This is a genomic window from Paracoccus albus, assembly GCF_027913035.1.
GTDB classification, from domain to species: Bacteria; Pseudomonadota; Alphaproteobacteria; order Rhodobacterales; family Rhodobacteraceae; genus Paracoccus; species Paracoccus albus.
In genome coordinates, this window is record NZ_CP115775.1 from 72,934 (window position 1) to 90,705 (window position 17,772).

14 protein-coding genes, 1 tRNA gene and 3 pseudogenes are annotated in these 17,772 nt (G+C 59.2%); 9 read left to right on the top strand and 9 right to left on the bottom strand.

The annotated features are described in order from the left end of the window. Positions 1 to 29: 29 nt before the first annotated feature. Genes argC through PAF20_RS00375 form a run of 5 tightly spaced genes read left to right on the top strand, consistent with a single transcriptional unit; the run spans position 30 to position 5,689 of the window. Complete coding sequence (gene argC, locus PAF20_RS00355) at positions 30 to 947, top strand: N-acetyl-gamma-glutamyl-phosphate reductase (RefSeq protein WP_271071788.1); 918 nt, start codon at positions 30 to 32, stop codon at positions 945 to 947. Then, positions 944 to 2,473: a 2,3-bisphosphoglycerate-independent phosphoglycerate mutase gene (gpmI, locus tag PAF20_RS00360; protein ID WP_271071789.1), complete on the top strand. Its 1,530-nt coding sequence runs from the start codon at positions 944 to 946 to the stop codon at positions 2,471 to 2,473. Before argC ends, gpmI begins: the two co-directional genes overlap by 4 nt. Continuing rightward, on the top strand, positions 2,470 to 3,663 hold the full coding sequence (locus PAF20_RS00365; protein WP_271071790.1) for a murein hydrolase activator EnvC family protein: 1,194 nt from the start codon (positions 2,470 to 2,472) through the stop codon (positions 3,661 to 3,663). Before gpmI ends, PAF20_RS00365 begins: the two co-directional genes overlap by 4 nt. Beyond that, entirely contained in the window at positions 3,660 to 5,198 is a 1,539-nt protein-coding gene (locus PAF20_RS00370) for a S41 family peptidase (RefSeq protein WP_271071791.1), read from the top strand. Before PAF20_RS00365 ends, PAF20_RS00370 begins: the two co-directional genes overlap by 4 nt. Then, positions 5,195 to 5,689 (top strand): RNA pyrophosphohydrolase, encoded by a 495-nt coding sequence (locus PAF20_RS00375; protein WP_271071792.1) that lies wholly within the window; start codon positions 5,195 to 5,197, stop codon positions 5,687 to 5,689. The genes PAF20_RS00370 and PAF20_RS00375 overlap by 4 nt, the downstream gene beginning before the upstream one ends. A 33-nt stretch (positions 5,690 to 5,722) precedes the next feature. Here the strand turns inward: PAF20_RS00375 and PAF20_RS00380 are convergent, their stop codons facing one another. Continuing rightward, positions 5,723 to 6,553, bottom strand: a complete 831-nt coding sequence (locus PAF20_RS00380) for an LOG family protein (RefSeq protein WP_271071793.1) — start codon at positions 6,551 to 6,553, stop codon at positions 5,723 to 5,725. Positions 6,554 to 6,646: 93 nt separating this feature from the next. Between PAF20_RS00380 and dapD the strand changes: the two genes are divergently transcribed. Next, positions 6,647 to 7,471 (top strand): 2,3,4,5-tetrahydropyridine-2,6-dicarboxylate N-succinyltransferase, encoded by an 825-nt coding sequence (dapD, locus tag PAF20_RS00385; protein ID WP_271071794.1) that lies wholly within the window; start codon positions 6,647 to 6,649, stop codon positions 7,469 to 7,471. A 69-nt stretch (positions 7,472 to 7,540) separates the two neighbouring features. Here dapD and rsmD read toward each other — a convergent pair whose 3' ends face one another. Further along, entirely contained in the window at positions 7,541 to 8,101 is a 561-nt protein-coding gene (gene rsmD / locus PAF20_RS00390; RefSeq protein WP_271071795.1) for a 16S rRNA (guanine(966)-N(2))-methyltransferase RsmD, read from the bottom strand. Next, complete coding sequence (locus PAF20_RS00395; RefSeq protein WP_271071796.1) at positions 8,098 to 9,300, bottom strand: NAD(P)/FAD-dependent oxidoreductase; 1,203 nt, start codon at positions 9,298 to 9,300, stop codon at positions 8,098 to 8,100. The genes rsmD and PAF20_RS00395 overlap by 4 nt, the downstream gene beginning before the upstream one ends. A 105-nt stretch (positions 9,301 to 9,405) precedes the next feature. On the opposite strand from PAF20_RS00395, the gene PAF20_RS00400 reads away from it, so the two are divergent. Further along, positions 9,406 to 9,481 (top strand) — tRNA-Ala (locus tag PAF20_RS00400). Positions 9,482 to 9,642: 161 nt separating this feature from the next. Here PAF20_RS00400 and PAF20_RS00405 read toward each other — a convergent pair. The 4 genes from PAF20_RS00405 to PAF20_RS00420 all read right to left on the bottom strand — a co-directional run bounded on the left by PAF20_RS00405 (position 9,643) and on the right by PAF20_RS00420 (position 14,708). Further along, a complete protein-coding gene (locus PAF20_RS00405) occupies positions 9,643 to 10,242 on the bottom strand; it encodes a biliverdin-producing heme oxygenase (RefSeq protein ID WP_271071797.1) in 600 nt (199 codons plus the stop codon). Positions 10,243 to 10,321: 79 nt separating this feature from the next. Then, positions 10,322 to 13,021, bottom strand: a complete 2,700-nt coding sequence (locus tag PAF20_RS00410; protein ID WP_271071798.1) for a TonB-dependent receptor — start codon at positions 13,019 to 13,021, stop codon at positions 10,322 to 10,324. Positions 13,022 to 13,154: 133 nt separating this feature from the next. Further along, positions 13,155 to 14,108, bottom strand: a complete 954-nt coding sequence (locus PAF20_RS00415; protein WP_271071799.1) for a FecR family protein — start codon at positions 14,106 to 14,108, stop codon at positions 13,155 to 13,157. A 69-nt stretch (positions 14,109 to 14,177) separates the two neighbouring features. Beyond that, the gene (locus PAF20_RS00420; RefSeq protein WP_271071800.1) at positions 14,178 to 14,708 is read right to left on the bottom strand and encodes an RNA polymerase sigma factor; all 531 of its coding nucleotides are present in this window, start codon (positions 14,706 to 14,708) and stop codon (positions 14,178 to 14,180) included. 204 nt (positions 14,709 to 14,912) lie between these two features. On the opposite strand from PAF20_RS00420, the pseudogene PAF20_RS18905 reads away from it, so the two are divergent. Next, positions 14,913 to 15,059, top strand: a pseudogene (locus PAF20_RS18905) (IS5/IS1182 family transposase); the annotation flags it as partial. 30 nt (positions 15,060 to 15,089) lie between these two features. Beyond that, a pseudogene (locus PAF20_RS18910) lies at positions 15,090 to 15,289 on the top strand (IS5/IS1182 family transposase); the annotation flags it as partial. A gap of 194 nt (positions 15,290 to 15,483) precedes the next feature. On the opposite strand, the gene PAF20_RS00430 reads toward PAF20_RS18910, so the two are convergent. Then, the gene (locus tag PAF20_RS00430) at positions 15,484 to 16,368 is read right to left on the bottom strand and encodes a calcium-binding protein (RefSeq protein ID WP_271071801.1); all 885 of its coding nucleotides are present in this window, start codon (positions 16,366 to 16,368) and stop codon (positions 15,484 to 15,486) included. Positions 16,369 to 16,855: 487 nt separating this feature from the next. Further along, positions 16,856 to 17,638, bottom strand: a pseudogene (locus PAF20_RS00435) (transposase). Positions 17,639 to 17,772: the final 134 nt, after the last annotated feature.

The following is a 17,772-nucleotide window of genomic DNA, read 5'->3' on the forward strand; positions in this document are numbered from 1 at the left end:
GTCATAGGCGCGGGCAAGAAAGGGCAAAGATGGCATACAAGGTCTTCATCGATGGTGAGGCCGGAACAACCGGCCTGCAGATCCGTGATCGGCTGGACGGGCGCGACGATATTGAACTGGTCCGCGTCGAGCACGAGTTGCGCAAGGACGCCGACGCGAGGCGCGCCTGTTTCGCGGACTCTGACATTGCGATCCTCTGTTTGCCTGATGACGCGGCGCGTGAAGCGGTCGCGCTGTCATCTGATCTGCCGGTGCGCCTGATTGATGCGTCGACCGCGCATCGTGTCGATCCTGACTGGGTTTATGGTTTTCCTGAGCTTGTTGCCGGGGCGCGTGAAAAGATTGCCGCCGCGAAATATGTCGCCAACCCCGGATGCTACGCGACGGGCACCATCGCAATGATCCGCCCGCTGATTGAAGCCGGGCTGATCGGACCGGAGGAGGGGCTGTCGATCAACGCCGTTTCCGGCTACACCGGCGGTGGCAATGCGTTGATCGCAGAGTACGATGCCGGGACGGCGGCGCCGCAATTCCTGTATGCGCTGAACCAGAACCACAAGCACATCCCAGAGATCATGGCACTGACCGGACTGGGCGTGCAGCCGGTCTTCGCGCCCTCGGTTGGGAGATTCGCGCAAGGCATGGCCGTTTCGCTGCCACTGCATCTGGGCGGCGCGCGCACGCTGTCATCGGTTCATGCGGCACTGGCGGATCATTATGGCGGGGCAGAATTTGTGCGTGTCCGCGAGGCGGAGGAGGTCGGTGCACGCATTGATGCGACGGCATTGAACGACACCAATATGCTGGAAATCTCTGTCCACGGTGATGATGCGGCGGGATGCGCGGTCGTTGTTGCGGTGCTGGACAATCTTGGCAAGGGCGCATCGGGTGCCGCGGTGCAGAACCTGAACATCATGCTGGGCATTGACGAGGGGGCGGGCCTATGAGCGGTAAGAAACCTGTCGTCCTGTGCATTCTGGATGGCTGGGGTCTCTCTGACCGGCCAGAGCAGAGCGCGCCCGATCAGGCGCAGACCCCGACCTTTGACCGGCTTATGGCGCAATGTCCCCATTCGACATTGGTAACTTTTGGCCCAGATGTCGGTCTGCCGCAGGGTCAGATGGGTAATTCCGAGGTTGGCCACACGAATATCGGCGCGGGTCGGGTTGTGGCGATGGATCTTGGCCAGATCGACCTGGCGATTGAAGATGGCAGTTATTTCGAAAATACCGGCCTGGGTGAGTTCGTTGAAAAGCTGAAGGTAAGCGGCGGGACCGCGCATCTGATGGGTGTTGTGTCTGACGGCGGGGTGCATGGCCATATCCAGCATGTCATTGCGTCGGCCCGTGCTGTGGCTGAAAAAGGTGTGCCTGTGGTGATTCATGCGATCACGGACGGGCGTGATGTGCCACCCAAGTCAGCGATGGGCTTTGTGACGGAATTGCAGGGCAGCCTTCCTGAAGGTGTTCGGATCGGAACGCTGATCGGGCGATATTTTGCGATGGATCGCGACAATCGCTGGGACCGCGTCGGTCGTGCATATGCCGCGATGGTCGCCGGGCAGGCGGAGTTTTCGGCGCCGGATGCTGCGATGGCCGTCGAAGGTGCCTATGAGCGTGACGAAACCGACGAGTTCATTCAGCCCACCGTGATTGCCGATTACGCGGGTGCGCAGGATGGCGACGGCTTCTTCTGCCTTAACTTCCGTGCGGATCGGGCGCGCGAAATCCTGTCGGCAGTCGGCGCGCCGGAGTTCGAGGCGTTCGACACTGGCGTTCGTCCGAAGTGGGCGGCATTGCTGGGCATGGTCGATTACTCTGAAGCTCATGACACGTTCATGACCTCTGCCTATCCCAAGCGTCAGGTCGTCAACACGCTTGGCGCATGGGTCGCGGCGAAAGGATTGCGACAGTTCCGGCTGGCAGAGACAGAGAAATATCCGCATGTCACTTTCTTCCTGAATGGTGGAAAGGAAACGCCGGAACAGGGTGAGGATCGGCATATGCCCTCAAGCCCGAAGGTTGCCACTTATGATCTGCAGCCGGAAATGGCGGCGGACGAAGTGGGTGATTGGTTCGTCAAGGCGATTGAGGATGGGTATGACCTTATCGTGGTCAATTTCGCCAATCCGGATATGGTCGGCCATACGGGCAGCCTGTCCGCCGCCGTGTTGGCCTGCGAAGCGGTAGACCGCAATCTTGGGCGTGGGCTGACAGCGTTGGATAAGGCGGGGGGTGCCGCGGTCATCATCGCGGATCATGGCAATTGTGAGACGATGATCGATCCCGAAACCGGCGGGCCGCATACCGCGCATACGATCAATCCCGTGCCTGTGATCGTCTGTGGCGACGCTTCTGCGAAATCGCTGAGGCAGCATGGCAGGCTTGCTGATGTTGCGCCGACGGTGCTGGACCTGATGGGGCTGGATTTGCCGCCTGAAATGACAGGCCAAAGCCTGATCGAGCGGGCATGAAAGCTTTTGGCGCGATCCTGACGGCGGCGTTTTGCCTGTCCCTTGCTTCCGCAGCAATTGCCGAGAATAACGCCGGTGATGATGCGGCGCGCGCTGCCTTTCAGCTTCGCGAGGCGACAGGCAGGCTGGAAGAGGCGATGACCAAGGACGATCAGGTCAGTGCGTTGACCGATATGATCCATGCCTACGAAAGCGGGCTGTCCTCATTGCGTGCTGGGCTGCGGCAGGCCGGTATTCGGGAACAGGAGATTCGCACCGAGTGGGAAGGCCGGCGTGCGGAACTGTCAGATATCGTCGGTGTAATGATCTCTATGCAGCAATCGCCGGAAACGCTGATGCTGCTGCATCCTTCCGGGGCAGAGGCGACGGCGCGGTCGGGGATGATCCTGTCCAGCGTCACGCCCGGACTTCGTGAAGAGGCTGACAAGCTGAAGCAGGGGCTGGACGAAATCAGCGAGGTCCGCGAGTTGCAGGAAGAGGCGGCGAATACGCTGGCCGAGGGCCTGGGCCGTGTGCAGGAAGCCCGGCGGCTGCTGGCAAGCGCGGTGCAGGACCGCTCTACCATGCCGGTGCGTTTCAGTGACAACCCGGAGGAGTTGCAGGCCCTTGAACGTTCCGCCGCGACGCTTGATGCGTTCGCCGAAGGCATTGCCGGAATGGAATCCGATGTCGGACCGCCCCTTGCTGATTTTGAAGGCGCGCAGGGCTCCCTTCCCATGCCTGTGCTCGGTTCAGTCTTGCGCCGCTATAACGAACCCGACGCCGCCGGGATCGAACGTCCCGGGCTGGTCATCGCGACCGCGCCTGCGTCGCTGGTATCGACCCCATGGCCTGCCACAATCCGCTATCGGGGGCCGTTGCTGGATTACGGGAATGTGACCATTCTTGAGCCATCGAAGGATTATCTTCTGATACTCGCCGGAATGGCGCAGGTCTTTGGCGAGGTCGGCGATGTGCTGGCGGCGGGCGAACCCGTCGGGCTGATGGGGGGCACCGAACCCTCGGCGGAAGAATTCGGAATTGATTTCGTTGTCAATGCAGCCACCGGCAGGGATGCGGATCGCAGTGAAACACTGTATCTGGAACTCAGGCGGGGCAAAGAAACACTGGATCCTGCGGACTGGTTCGTGCTCAACCACATTGTCGAGGGCACCGACGAGCAGGAAGAGGAACAGGCGGAGACCCAATGAAGCACTATCTGATTGCAGGCATCGGCGGAACACTGGCCGGAATCTTATTGACCACCTCGCTGGCGGGCCCACTCTCGGCGCAGAGTGCCGGGGCGAATGACTCGATCTATGAGCAGCTCGATCTGTTCGGCAATGTGTTCGAGCAGGTGCGCGGCCAATATGTCGAAGAGACAGAGCCCAAGCAGCTGATCGAAGCGGCGATCAACGGCATGTTGCAATCGCTTGATCCGCACTCTTCATTCCTGCCTGCCGATGACTATGAAGACATGCAGACGCAGACCCGCGGCAGCTTCGGCGGTTTGGGGATCGAGGTCGGGCAGGAAGATGGTTTGGTCAAGGTCATCGCGCCGATGGATGACACCCCCGCCGATGAGGCAGGCGTTGAGGCCGGCGATTTCATCACCCATGTCGATGGTGAGCCGTTGATGGGCCTGACGCTTGATCAGGCAGTCGATATGATGCGCGGTGAAATCGGGTCAGAAGTCACCATCACCGTCCTGCGAGAGGGTGAGCAGGAGCCTTTCGATATCAAGATCGTGCGCGACACCATCAAGCTGACTGCGGTAAAGGGGCGGACCGAAGGCCATGCCGTCGTGCTGCGCGTGGCGACCTTTAACGATGAAACCATGTCGTCGCTGGAAGCCGATCTGGCAAAGGCGGTCGAGGAGCTTGGCGGAATCGATAATGTGACAGGGTTTGTCATCGACCTGCGCAACAATCCCGGTGGTCTGCTGGATCAGGCGATTTATGTCTCGGATGCGTTCCTCGATAAGGGCGAGATCGTCTCGACACGCGGGCGTAACTCTGAAGACAGCGAGCGTTGGAATGCAACGCAGGGCGATCTTGCCGAGGGCAAGCCGATTGTCGTGCTGATCAATCGCGGCTCTGCCTCGGCATCAGAGATTGTGACGGGCGCGTTGCAGGATCACCGCCGCGCCATCGTCGTGGGCGAGAAATCCTTTGGTAAGGGTTCTGTCCAGACGGTGCTGCCGGTCACTTCGGACAGTGCGATGCGGCTGACGACGGCGCGGTATTACACCCCGTCCGGGCGTTCTATTCAGGCGCTTGGCATCAACCCCGACATCATCGTTGCCCAGCCCGCGCCTAAACCCGAGGAAGAAGGCGAAGAGGACGGACCGCGCACCGAATCCAGCTTCTCGGCATCAGAGGCTGATCTGCGCGGTGCCCTGAACAATGACAGCTATTCCGACGAGGAAAAGCGCCAGCTTGAAGAGGAAGCCGCAGAGGTCGAAGCAACAGCGAAATTGCGGGAAGAGGATTATCAGCTGGCCTATGCGATCGACATCCTGAAGGGGCTCGCCGCTGTCGATTTCGAGGCAGGCGATGTCACTGCTGCGGCGACGCCCGCAGTCACTGGCGAAGATTCCGGCACTGACCACGCGGAGACACCCGAAGCCGAGGAGGGTCAGCCAGCGACCGATGCGCCGGAAATGCAGGATGACGGCGGTGAAGAGGGCGACGGCTCTGCTGCCGCGCCGGCGAATGAGGACGAAACAGAGGCACCCGCAGAATGAGTGCTGACAAAGATCGGCTCGGCCCCGGCGGGCTGCCCTATCGCCCCGGTGCCGGAGTTGTGCTGATTAACGCGGATCGCCTGATCTGGGCAGGAGAGCGGATCGACTGCCCCGGCGCATGGCAAATGCCACAGGGTGGCATCGACAAGGGCGAGGAACCGCTTGAGGCCGCAATCCGTGAGCTTGAAGAAGAAACCGGCCTGCCCAAGGATGCCGCAGAGATTGTCGAGCTGACACCGGACTGGGTTTATTACGACTTGCCGGATCATCTTGTCGGTAAGATGTGGAAGGGGAAGTTCGGTGGGCAGCGCCAGATCTGGGCGCTCGCGCGGTTCACCGGTCAGGATTCGCAGGTGAATATCGCAACAGAGCATCCGGAGTTTTCAAGCTGGGCTTGGATGCAGGCGGATGATCTGATCGAGAAGATCGTGCCCTTCAAGCGCGACCTTTACCGGCAGGTTTTGGGCACATTCCGCGACCATCTTGCGTAAGGGTTTGCCCCGACCGGGCGCCGGGGCAGCCGTTTAATCACAGGCGTTCGGATCGAAATTGTCGATGATCTCGACGGCTTCGTCAGCCGTCTCGACATAACGGAACAGGTTCAGATCCTCGGCGCTGATCGTGCCCGCATCGGCCAGAGCTTCCCAGTTTATCATCTTGTCCCAGAACTCTTGCCCGAACAGCAGGATCGGCACTGGCTTCATCCGGCCGGTCTGGATCAGCGTCAGGGTTTCAAACAGTTCGTCCAATGTGCCGAACCCGCCCGGGAAAACGGTGATCGCCCTTGCGCGAAGCAGGAAATGCATCTTGCGGATGGCGAAATAGTGGAAGTTGAAGGACAGGTCGGGTGTCACGAACTCATTCGGTGCCTGCTCATGCGGCAGCACGATGCCCAAGCCGATAGATTGACCGCCCGCGTCATGTGCGCCTCTGTTGCCTGCCTCCATCACGCCGGGGCCGCCGCCCGTGCAGATCACGAACTCGCGGCCATAGCTTTCAAGGCTGCGTTCGGTCATCAGTTTCGCGAATTGATAGGCTTCCTGATAATACTTCGAAAGGCCCGCCAGCGTCTCTGTCCGTGCCTGATCCACATGTTCGGGCGCGGGAATGCGCGCGCCGCCGAACATCACCACCGTCGATTCGATCCCGCGTTCGTCAAGGATCATCTGAGGTTTCAGCAGTTCCAGTTGCAGGCGCACGGCCCGAAGTTCCTCGCGGAGCAGGAAATCATTATCCGCGAATGCCAGCTTGTAGGCCGGAGCGCGCGTTTGTGGCGTGTCCGGGGTCTTTTCGGCCGATTTGGCGTCCTCGCGGCTGTGTGGAAATGGATGTGCGCGTGCTTCTTCTTCGGTCATATCGGCCTCTGATTGGGTCGGGCGCATTGCGCCAACTCACCCCCCCGCTTATAGCCCTTGGACAAGAGTTTCTACCCTGATGGAGAATAGCCCATGTCGAACGACGCGTTGGAACAAGCCATTGAAGCTGCCTGGGAGGCCCGCGATACCATCACGCCCGCGACGACCGGCGAAACCCGTGAGGCGATCGAGGATACGCTGAACGCGCTCGACAGCGGCAGGCTGCGCGTTGCCGAGAAGCGCGGCGATGACTGGCACGTCAATCAATGGGCGAAAAAGGCTGTGCTGCTGGGTTTCCGTATCAAGGACATGGAAATGCAGGAAGGCGGCCCGCAGAATGGTGGCTGGTGGGACAAGGTCGACAGCAAGTTTGCCGGATGGGGTGACAACCAGTGGCGTGCCGCCGGTTTCCGTGCGGTGCCAAACTGTGTGGTGCGCAAATCTGCGTACATCGCAAAGGGCGTGGTGCTGATGCCCAGCTTTGTGAATCTCGGTGCCTATGTCGATGAGGGCACGATGGTCGATACATGGGCGACAGTCGGTTCCTGCGCCCAGATCGGCAAGAATGTGCACCTGTCTGGCGGCGTCGGTATCGGCGGCGTGCTGGAGCCGATGCAGGCCGGTCCGACCATTATCGAGGACAATTGCTTCATCGGTGCCCGCTCGGAGGTGGTTGAGGGTGTGATCGTCCGTGAAGGCTCGGTCATCGGCATGGGCGTTTTTCTTGGCCAATCGACAAAGATTGTCGACCGTGAGACCGGCAATGTAACCTATGGCGAAATTCCGTCCGGCTCAGTCGTTGTATCTGGTTCTTTGCCGTCCAAGAATGGCGTGAACCTGTATTGCGCGGTGATCGTCAAACGGGTGGACGAAAAGACGCGGTCCAAAACCTCGATCAACGATCTTCTGCGCGATTAATAGTGCCGATCCGGTAGGTTTCCAGCGTGAATCGTTTGCCGGGAATGAGTTGCTTGCGCCGCGCCACTCTCAGGCGCGGTGCTGAAGGATCGTCACCACGGTATCGCCATAGCGCCGCTGATCCAGCAGATCGAAACCGGCGGGCAGGGCAGGGGGCGCGCTTTCTTCCCAGACGACCACCGCCTGTTCCGTCAGCCATCCGCCATCCAATGCCGATTGCAGGGCTGCCTCGCCCAGCGACTTGCCATAGGGCGGGTCCATGAAAATCAGATCATAGCCCGGCCCGCGATTTGGCCCCAGCCGCGTCGCATCCCGGCGCCAGACGTCGGTTGTGCTCATCGCCCGCGCCTTCTCGATATTCGTTCGCAGAAGCGCCCGCGCCGCTGCGCCGTCATCAACAAAGGCCACACGCGCCGCGCCACGCGACAGAGCCTCCAGCCCAAGCGCGCCAGTTCCCGCGAACAGGTCCAGAACCCTTGCGCCGTCTATTCCGATGCCCAGGCTGTTGATCAGCAGGTTGAACATCGTTTCCCGCACGCGGTCGGTCGTTGGCCGAAGATGCGCCGCCGGATCGCCGGCGCCGATATCGGCCAGCTTCAGCCCGCGCAGCTTGCCGCCGATGATCCTCACATCAGTTCCTTTACGGCAATGGCCGGGTCGGCGACCAGCTTCGGATCAGGGGTGCGGCCACTCTCGATCAGCCGTTTGCCGACCATATAGGCGCGTGCATCATTCAATGCGTCGACGGCGATGAGCGCGTCGTTTGCATAGTACCAGACGGAACCCGAATGGCTGCTGTCGCCAGGCCGGAATACGATCTGGTCATAGCCCGCGCTAAGTCCGGCAATCTGCAACTTGGCATCATATTGATCCGACCAGAACCAGGGCTTTGGCGCATATGCCTTCTGCGCGCCCAGCATATTCTCCGCCACCAGTTCCGCCATATCTATTGCGTTACCGACGCTTTCCAGCCGGATACGCTGCCCATGCCAGGGGAAAGACGCGCAATCCCCCGCAGCCCAGATAGCGGGATCCGACGTTTGCCCCTGTTCATCGCAGGCGATCCCATTTTCGATCTGTAGCCCGGCCTCAGCGGCGAGCGACGTTTCCGGTGCGATGCCGATGCCAAGAACCACAAGATCGGCGGGAAGGCTGCGCCCGTCGCTCAGCGCAACGGTTTCAACATGTCCCTGCCCACGCAATGCCTGAAGACCGGTGCCTTCAAGGATGGTGACACCGTTCGCATGGTGCACGTCGCGTATCATTGACGCGGTTTCAGCCGCCGCGACCCGCCCGAGGATGCGCGGCGCGGCCTCCACCACAGTGACATTCAGGCCCAGTTTCCGCGCAACCGCTGCGGCTTCCAGCCCGATATATCCACCCCCGATCACGACGAGATTGCGACCGGACCGAAGCTCACCCTTCAGCGCTTCAATATCCGCAATGCTCCGCACGCAATGAACGCCACCCAGATCCCCGCCGAGCGCATCAGGCAGCCTGCGCGGCGTCGCGCCCAGCGTCAGAGCCAGTCGGTCATAGGTGACCGGACCCTGCGTGGTTTCGATACGTTTCGCGTCCCGGTCAATGCGCAGCGCCTTGCATCCTGTCAGCAGGCGGATGTTCTGCTCCTCCCACCAGGCATCTGCCCGAAGCGTCAGTCGTTCAATCGGCATTTCACCAAGCAGATAGGCTTTGGAAAGCGGCGGGCGCTGATATGGCGGCGCGCTCTCGTCCCCGATCACCGTAATCGAGGCCTCCGCGCTCAACGCCCTCAGCTTTGCCGACAGCGACGCCGCAGCCTGTCCTGCACCCAATATAACGAAATCCATCGACGCCCCCTTTCAGCGACGTCATGACGCGCGCCCGCCGCCGACGCAACCCCACCTGTCGCTGCTTGACATTGCGGAATGGCGATCCCTAATACCAATTCTGATGGGGCCGTAGCTCAGTTGGTAGAGCGCGTCGTTCGCAATGACGAGGCCAGGGGTTCGATTCCCCTCGGCTCCACCAATCAGTATATTGGTCGGCACGTTGCTCCTACTTCCTGATTGTGGAGGCATGGGAAACCACGTTGAGCGAAGGAGATGTTCGGGGCGCAGATGCCAGGCGGACGTTAACGAATTCGCGCATTTGATGACCGCCCGGAGCAGCGCCTGTTTCTGCGGTGGACGCTAGAGGTGGGAACCTATCAGGGCTCTGACATGTGCGAATGCACGACGCGCGCTTTCGATGGTGCGGCGATCCTCATCGGGCGTCTGCTCTACGGCATTGAGCGAAGCTGTAAAGGCACGCCAATGTGCTGCGCGCCCGATAGCAGGTGGAGCAAGATGCGTGGCTCCGGCGTCATCTGTCAGGCCATGTGCCCACACCAGCTTTGCCAGGAAGGCCGCACCAAGGTTGGACCCCTCGCTGACATAAAGCCAGCCAAGTGCCTCGGGGATGCCAATGTCGTATAGATCCGCTCCGCTTCGGCCGATGGGTGGATCAATCCCCAGATACGCTGCGTCACTTTGAACAGCGGCAAGGCGACTTCGCTGAGAGAGGTCGGGAAAAATCTTCTGCAGATCCTCGCGACGATACAGCGGTTCGACGTCGAGGATCAGTTGGTGCTGGAAGTGGACAAAACGATGGTAGTTCTGCGGACTGTCGAGGGCGCCGCTTTTCATGATTGCTTCATCCACGCCCTCATGGGCTGTGCGCGTCGATATGCGTAGCGTAGCGGCACGATCTGCAATGTTTTCGGGCGGCTTTAGGTAGACTATCTGGGTCATCGCGATGGCCTGATTGAAGAGAGTTATTCGCAGGTGAAAGCTCGGGCGGCAGGCCAGTTGGCTGCCGCCCGAGTTAGTTTCAGAACTTCATCGTCAGACCGGCGCGGAATGTCCGGCCAGGCGCAGGCATGTAGCTTTGCGCCAGCGGGTCGAGATAGTAGCGGTCGGTAATGTTGGAAACCGAGGCGTTGAATACCGCGTTGTCGCGGATTTCATAGCTCATGAAGGCGTCGAAGATCGATACGGCCTTGTATTCCAACTGATCCGAGGTGCGACCTTTGTGCCAAGGTTGATCCAGCTTCTCAGTCGGCCCGGAACTATAGCTCATCCGACCACCAAGGGTCAGCCGCTCATCCAGCAGACGGGTGCCGAGCGTCAGATTCACTGCCGTTTTCGGCGGGTTCTGGGTGTTGGCGTAGGAACCCATGAAGCTGCCGGCGGTGCACTCCGGGGTATCCTCGGTCCTGCGCCAAGGTCTTGCCGTGGCACGAAGATGCTGCGCATATTCGGCGTCGCAGGTTTCGATATCCAGATAATGCGTAACCGATACATCTGCGAAGAAGCGACCATTATCGAGTTTCGACTGCAATTCCAGCCCTCGGGTCGAGAAGCTGTCGGCATTCGTCATCAACATTCTGCCGAAGTTGTACCCGTCGTAGTAGCGGGTGATATAGTCTTCGACCTCGGTATCGAAGTATGCCAGCTTGAAGGCGCCGCTGACGCCCTTGCCGAACAGGTCATCATGACTGGTGCTGGCGCCCAACTCGAACGACTTGGCGCGTTCCGCTTTCAGCCCCTTGGTTGGCATGTTTTGCAAGGTGCCCATCGTTGTGTCGAACAGGGCCGGTGTTCGGATCGCCTCTTTGTAGGTCGCATAAACAAAGGTCTCAGGCCCGAAATTGTATTTGACGCCAATCGACGGGGCCAGGCCGCCACTGCGATTGCTCATCTTCTCGCCGGACCAGGTTACGTAGCCGAAACGTTCAAACGCTGTCTCGTTACGATCCTGCGTGCGACCCTTCGTGTATTGCAGCCCACCCCAGACGGACAGCCGGTCATTCGGGCGATATTCCAGCTTGCCGCCGACATTCGCCTCCCACCGATAGGCGTCGCGCATGATGTCCAGCTTCGAGCGGTCATCATCGGTGATGACGACCCAATCCTGGGGTTCCAGGTTCTCGTGCTGGAACCCTGCGCCGAGGTCCAGCGTAAACTCGCCAATAGAGGTGACGAATTCGGAACGGTTTGTGATATCCAGACCGATGCGCGTATTCTGGAAAGGTGCCCAGTCGTATTGACCATCGAAGTCCAGCGACGCAGGCCCCTTGACAAGGCTGATCTGCTCGCTTTTGGTGTCCGTCACCCAGAGCTTGGCCGAAAGATCGATCAGGTCGTTTCCAGCCGGATCATAGTCATAGCGCAGCGTGGCGGAGTTCATCTCGACCGAGCTGAGCGGATATTGCATGACCCCAGCCTTGCCCAAACGGAATATCGTCGAGGGCATGACATCGCCATAATTTCCGTCGAAATAGCGATAGCTCAGTTCGATATTGTGATCGGGCGCCGGCTGATAGCTGCCCTTCAGAAGAACGGATTGCGTCTCTGACGAGCTGTTAAGCACTTCTTCGCCGTCATTGAAAACCATCGCGACAGAGTTTTCCTCATAGGGGTCGCCCTTATAGTCGGTTGTGAAGATGCGATACTTGTCGCGTCCTTTGGTTCCGGTGATATAGTTGCCCTGTGCACGGCGGGCATATGCGCCGACCAGATCCCAGTTGTCGCCAGCAAATGCCAAGGCAATGCTGCCGGATTTGCTATCGGAATTGAAAATATTTCCGCGATCAGTACTTGGTACCGCCCGCAACACAGTGTCACTCTTAATCCGACGATCACCCCGATACGGGGGGGCGACACCGTTGTTCTGTAACTCGCCCCGCAGGCGCACACCCCAATTCTTGCCGGGCAGAAGGATATCATCGGCGCGCAATGTGGTCATATTGACGCTGCCGCCAATCGCCCCGGCAGTGCCCGGATCATTCGCCGCACCCTTGGTGATAGCGACTTCGCTGATCATATCGGGGTCAACATATGTGCGATTTTGCGTGCCGGCGTAGCCGCGGGACACGTTCAGCGACTGCTGTGAACCATCGACTGTAACGGCCACGCGGCTTTGCCCCTGGATTCCGCGGATATTGACATCCAGGCCGCCACCATTTCGTCCGTCACCGACCTGCACGCCAGGCTGCCCGCGCAGCACATCTGCCGCAGAGCTTCGACCCACGCGCTCAAGCTGCTCTTCCGAGATATGGAGGGTTGAACGCGGCGCGGAATAGACCGCCGCTGCGCCCTCGGACTGTGCGCTGAGAACAATTGTGTCCAGCAGGATCGAGTCGTCGGAAACCGGCGAAAACGTTGCCTGAGACGGCAGCCGGTAAACCGTTACGATGCTGTCGACGATTGAATACGCAAGCCCGGTCCCTGCCAGTATCTGCTGAATGGCCGCCTCGACGCTCATTGCTCCGTTCGTGCCGCCCGTTGTCTTGTTCGCGACGATGCCGGGAATATAGCTTATCTGCAGCCCCGTCTGCTGTCCAAGCCGGGCAAGCGCTGCGGAAAGCGGTCCCGCCGGAATGTCGATGGTCACTGACTGGTTCGCCTGAGCATGCGCCGGGCTGGCGGTCACGATTGCGCCGGTCAGGCAGGTCGTGGCCATCATCGAGGCGATTGCGGTTTTCCGTCCCAACATGGAGAAAATACGTATTTGTCCGGTCACGCTCATAGCGTCCTCGGCTCCTTCCTTCGTCTGTTTTCTGGTCTGGCTACAGCTGGGTTGCCGATGGCTACACGTTGTAAGACGAAGTCGGGGGCCGGATTTTCTGCCACCGTTCAGACTTTTTTTACTTTTTTTGTGTTCAGATATCCGAAATGACCAGCATCAGCGGTGAAATGCGCCGAACATTGCTGCCAAAAGGTGCGACTACTGCCCGTAGGGCCGCTTCGGGCTGGCTAAGATTATACACTCCGCTGACCCGCCGGTTGCGCAGCGAAGGATCAGCGATCACCACGCGGGCATCGTGCCAGCGTGCGATTCGTGCGACCACGGTCGCAACGGTTTCATTCTCGACCTGGACCATCCCGTTGCGCCATGATGCAATTGTGCTGGCTTCACGTTTCCCGCGAATGGTCGGGGTCTCGCCTTCCGTGAACGCTATCCAGTCGCCGGCAATCAACCGTTCGGGAACCGGCATGTCGTTTGACATGGTCTCAACAATGCCACGCTCTACCGAAACGGAAACGCTATCCGCGTCTATGCTTAGATCGAACGAGGTGCCAAGCACCTGAACAGAGACCGCGCCGGCCATTACCGTGAACGGCTTTGCGGGATCGGGCGCGACATCGAAATAGGCCATACCTTTCAGCAGGTCGACCTGTCGGGTGGAATCGTCGATCCGCACACGGATTGCGCTGTCCGGGCCAAGGGCAACGGCACTGCCATCTGAAAGTTGCAGATTTCGTATCTCGCCCTTCGTGGTCAGGTGGTCGGCCGTTGCGCGCAGCATGAGCGGCGGCAAGAAAAGGGTTCCGCAGGCCGCCGCAAGCGTCGCCGCTGTACCGCCCAGAAACAGAGATCGACGCGACAGGCGACGCTTTGCAACTGTCGGAGGCTGCCGCGCGCGCACGATCTGGCGCGACATGAAGTCGATGCCTGCAGCGCGGGTCCAGACCTGTTGATACATCGTTCCTCGCCCGCGCCAGCTATCCGCACAGATGTGAAGCGCCGGATTTCCCGGATCATCGCGAAGACGCGTCAGAAGCTCGAACGCCTCCCGATACATCTGATCCACCTGCGCTTTATCGCTGGTCACGAAACTTTTCCCCGACATCCAACCCGGAAATCTGATGCCAACTGTAGGCCACGGACTTCCGATCCCCCCTCATTTCTCCGCCTCGTCAGATGACATGAAAGAATCCTCATCGTCCAGAGCCTCGCGCAACGCCTCATAAGCACGCTGGACCAATGTCCATGTGCGCGATACGGAAAGGCCGATCGCCTCTGCCGTCTGGCTCATGGTCATCCCTTCGAGCTGGTAAAGCTCAAACGCGCGCCGGGTCTTCATCGGCAAATCCAGCAAAGCCTTCTCGACCGTTCTCAGCTTCTGATGGTAAAGCAGATCCGCATCCTGTCCCGGCTGCGGGTCGGCGATCGCTTCTACCACCTCATGCGGGGCCTCGACGATATGACCGTATTGCGCGCTGCGGCCGCTGTCGATGGAAAGATTTCTTGCAATTTGATGCAGGTAGGCGCCTGGATTTACCAGATCAGTTTTGACTTCGGCCTTTATCAGGCGAAGAAAGACATCCTGCGTAAGGTCGGCAGATTCCTCGACACCGTGCCCGCGCCGAATAAACGCGCGCCTGATTTCGCCGGCATAGCGTTGAAACAGGTTGTTGAGTTCCCAGTTCATCATATACCGAGGAAGCGTTATCTTCACGGGTCGGCGGAACAGCCTCTGCCTTTCGCGAAATTTTTCGTAGCCCCTAACGGAACGCTATCTTATTGTCGAGACACGTTTTTTCTTTCGCCATTAACAGCCTGCTGAAATAATCGGCCCTCTACGGCGATGTGAGAACATGATTCACCCTTGGCACGTTAACGGCGGTGGTGATTTATGCGCGGAACGGGCGAGGTGATCTGGTCGCTGTTTAGCGATGTCGATTTGGAAGAGCGCATCGCGCCGCGGCACCCTCTGCGCAAGATCATACAGGTGGTCAATGATGCGATGGCCAGCCTCGATGCGGCGTTCGGGCAGTTATTCGAACCGATGGCATTCCTGCCCTCACTCGGGGGCGAGACGCGTTCGAATACCACCATGCCTCGCCCACAGACCCGGACGCGCGGCTGCACAGGAAATCCCCCGGCACCGGGGCGATGCTGTGTTTCACCGGGCATTCGCTGATAGAAAACCGTTGCGGCCTGATTATACAGGGCGACGGTCAGGCCGGGCGAAAGGCGGCTCTGGACATGATCCACCGTCAGTCCCCGGGATGAGGTCTACGTCCTGTCGGTCAGACACCGAATGCGCCAGCAGGCAGCGCGTTCGCGTGACGCAGCCGTGATGCAGGGACAGCGTTCCGGATCAGGGACTATTTCAGCGGGCTGTTAGATACAGCGCAGCGATTGACATGACGAATGCGCCCGTTTCAGGGCGCATTCTGGCGGAAAAATTACCAATCCGAAATTCAGATAAGGATGTCGTTCTCGTGAAGATCCGAAATCGACATTCCGACAATGGTGATAGATGAGTCATCCGCGGTGTTTATCACCACATTCCCTCCACCATGGGTAATGGTTCCATTGTCAATCAGGTCCGAGAGTTGGCCTTCCAAGCCCAAAGCCGAGATGTCGATGACATCACCTTCTTCAGGGCCAGCATCGAAACCATAAACTTCATCATGTCCATGACCCATGAGGAAGCCGAAGGTATCCTCTTCACTGCCATTCTGACTATACAGGAGATCATCCCCGGCGCCGCCCCAGAGCATGTTCATGCCATTGCCCGCATAAACCTCGTCATTGCCTTCGCCACCGTAGAGCACGTCGTCCCCATCGCCGCCATCAAGGAAGTCGTCTCCATGATAGCCGTAGACGAGGTCATCCCCACCCTGAGCATACAGGCTGTCATTTCCCGTGCCGCCACCCATGAGGTCGTTGTCCACTCCGCCTTCTAGCCAGTCCGACCCGGTGCCACCCCAGAGGGTATCGTTGCCCGCTTCTCCCAGTAGCGAATCGTCATCGGCACCGCCGCCAAGCAGATCGCTGCCCTCTTCGCCTTTGAGCATGTCAACGCCATCGCCACCCCAAAGGGTGTCGTTGCCCTCATCGCCTTCCAGATGATCGTTCCCGTCTCCGCCAGCCAAGGCGTCATCTCCGGATCCGCCCCAGAGGCTGTCATTCCCGGTGTCGCCAAAACCAGCCCAAATCCTGTCATCGCCGGCATTGCCATAAAGCTCATCTGCACCGTTGTAGCCAAAGAGCGTGTCGTTTCCGGTCAATCCGTTTATGATATCAAAAAACTCTGTGCCGAATATTTCGTCAGCACCGGGGGTCCCATTCAGAATAGCCATTTCTTAATACCTCATGTTGACCTTGATCGTTCCATTGAGGATAACACCGGATATCTGGGATTGTTCCCATGAGGCATTGCTCCACATCCATTGACTTCGCGTGTTTGTTATCATCCATACTCCGTAAGCAGACTTGAACGATGACAACTTTCTCTGGCTGAGCGATGAGCGAATAGATCGTCTTGGGCCACACTTCACCAGGACTCATTGCCACCCTGAATCTACGAGCGGCACTTCTGAGGAGAATAGTTTCTATCAATCGCAATGGCTTGCGGTAGCGAAACGCACCTACTGAATAGGTAATCCTCATCGTTATAAAGGGGCGCTTTCGCAGAATTCCATGCGTTCAGTTTCATGGCGGGCGCGACACCGCCGTTGCCTATGCTGAGGCTTTCGTTGTTGTGGTAGCGTCAAGACTCTTTGGCAGATTTGTTCACGCGACGACGGCTCCTTTGGTTTGATCCGCGAATAGCGGGGTCATATTCATTTATTTCCGCGTCGACCATTGGGTGCCGGCAATGTGCATCAGCCTGGCTGCGGCCAGGTTGATGCAGGATTTTCCATCGGGGAAGGCGCCGACAACACGGGTGCGAGGCCGGATTTCCTTCATGATCCGCTCCAGCGGGTTGTTGTTCCGCAGCTTGATCCAGTGGCTGTCTGCAGTTCGCGCCTGTCCGCGCAGCGGCAAAGCTTCTGGGGGACGGTTTGAGGCAAGAACGGGCGGAGCCCGTAAGTGTGATCGCCTTCGAACTTCCGGTTCCGCCAGGCGTCAATCTTGGCATAGATCGTTCGCCTGTTCTCTCGGACCAGTGGCGTTCACAGGCTCACTGTTCAGGTTGCTCACCGTGCCGGGCTAACCCGCGTGCCCCGCAAAGCCTCGGTGATATCCTCGACCCGACGCACCGACACGCCAGCCAGATACATCGCGTTCAGCGCCTCCTCGATCGAGCTTTCGCGGCGCTGATACCGCTCGATGATCATTCGCCATGTCACTCGGACCAATGGCGTGACATGGCTCGGTCTCAAACCTCTGCCGCCGCAGCTTCGGAACCTTCAGGCTGACCTTGCCAGCCTTCGTGTCCAGCAAACGCTGGCAGTTGCCTGCGCGGGTGTCTTTCCGGCCCTCGCTGCGTTCATAACGGCCCGCGCCGCAGAGCAGGTCGGCTTCCGCGTCAAGCATCGCGTTCAGCGCCTCTTCGACCGTCCCGCGCGCCATCTCACCAAGGTGGTCGCGGATCCGCACTTCGTCGATCCGGATCACTTGCCCCATCACTTTGGGCTTCCCGTTCTCGTCAATCCTCAACTCCTCTCAGCAAGTCTGAAAGAAACCGGCATAACCGTCAAATGTGCGAAAGAATTCCTAAGTTACCAAGCAACACCGTGGCGCGCGTTTCTCGAAGCGAT

Bases quoted from the DNA above. Each gene is read 5' to 3' on its own strand.
- PAF20_RS00370 (WP_271071791.1), top strand. From the start codon at position 3,660: ATGAAGCACTATCTGATTGCAGGCATCGGCGGAACACTGGCCGGAATC.
- PAF20_RS00380 (WP_271071793.1), bottom strand. From the start codon at position 6,553: ATGACCGAAGAAGAAGCACGCGCACATCCATTTCCACACAGCCGCGAG.
- gpmI (WP_271071789.1), top strand. From the start codon at position 944: ATGAGCGGTAAGAAACCTGTCGTCCTGTGCATTCTGGATGGCTGGGGT.
- argC (WP_271071788.1), top strand. From the start codon at position 30: ATGGCATACAAGGTCTTCATCGATGGTGAGGCCGGAACAACCGGCCTG.
- PAF20_RS00395 (WP_271071796.1), bottom strand. From the start codon at position 9,300: ATGGATTTCGTTATATTGGGTGCAGGACAGGCTGCGGCGTCGCTGTCG.
- PAF20_RS00405 (WP_271071797.1), bottom strand. From the start codon at position 10,242: ATGACCCAGATAGTCTACCTAAAGCCGCCCGAAAACATTGCAGATCGT.
- PAF20_RS00420 (WP_271071800.1), bottom strand. From the start codon at position 14,708: ATGAACTGGGAACTCAACAACCTGTTTCAACGCTATGCCGGCGAAATC.
- PAF20_RS00365 (WP_271071790.1), top strand. From the start codon at position 2,470: ATGAAAGCTTTTGGCGCGATCCTGACGGCGGCGTTTTGCCTGTCCCTT.
- PAF20_RS00375 (WP_271071792.1), top strand. From the start codon at position 5,195: ATGAGTGCTGACAAAGATCGGCTCGGCCCCGGCGGGCTGCCCTATCGC.
- PAF20_RS00410 (WP_271071798.1), bottom strand. From the start codon at position 13,021: ATGAGCGTGACCGGACAAATACGTATTTTCTCCATGTTGGGACGGAAA.
- PAF20_RS00430 (WP_271071801.1), bottom strand. From the start codon at position 16,368: ATGGCTATTCTGAATGGGACCCCCGGTGCTGACGAAATATTCGGCACA.
- dapD (WP_271071794.1), top strand. From the start codon at position 6,647: ATGTCGAACGACGCGTTGGAACAAGCCATTGAAGCTGCCTGGGAGGCC.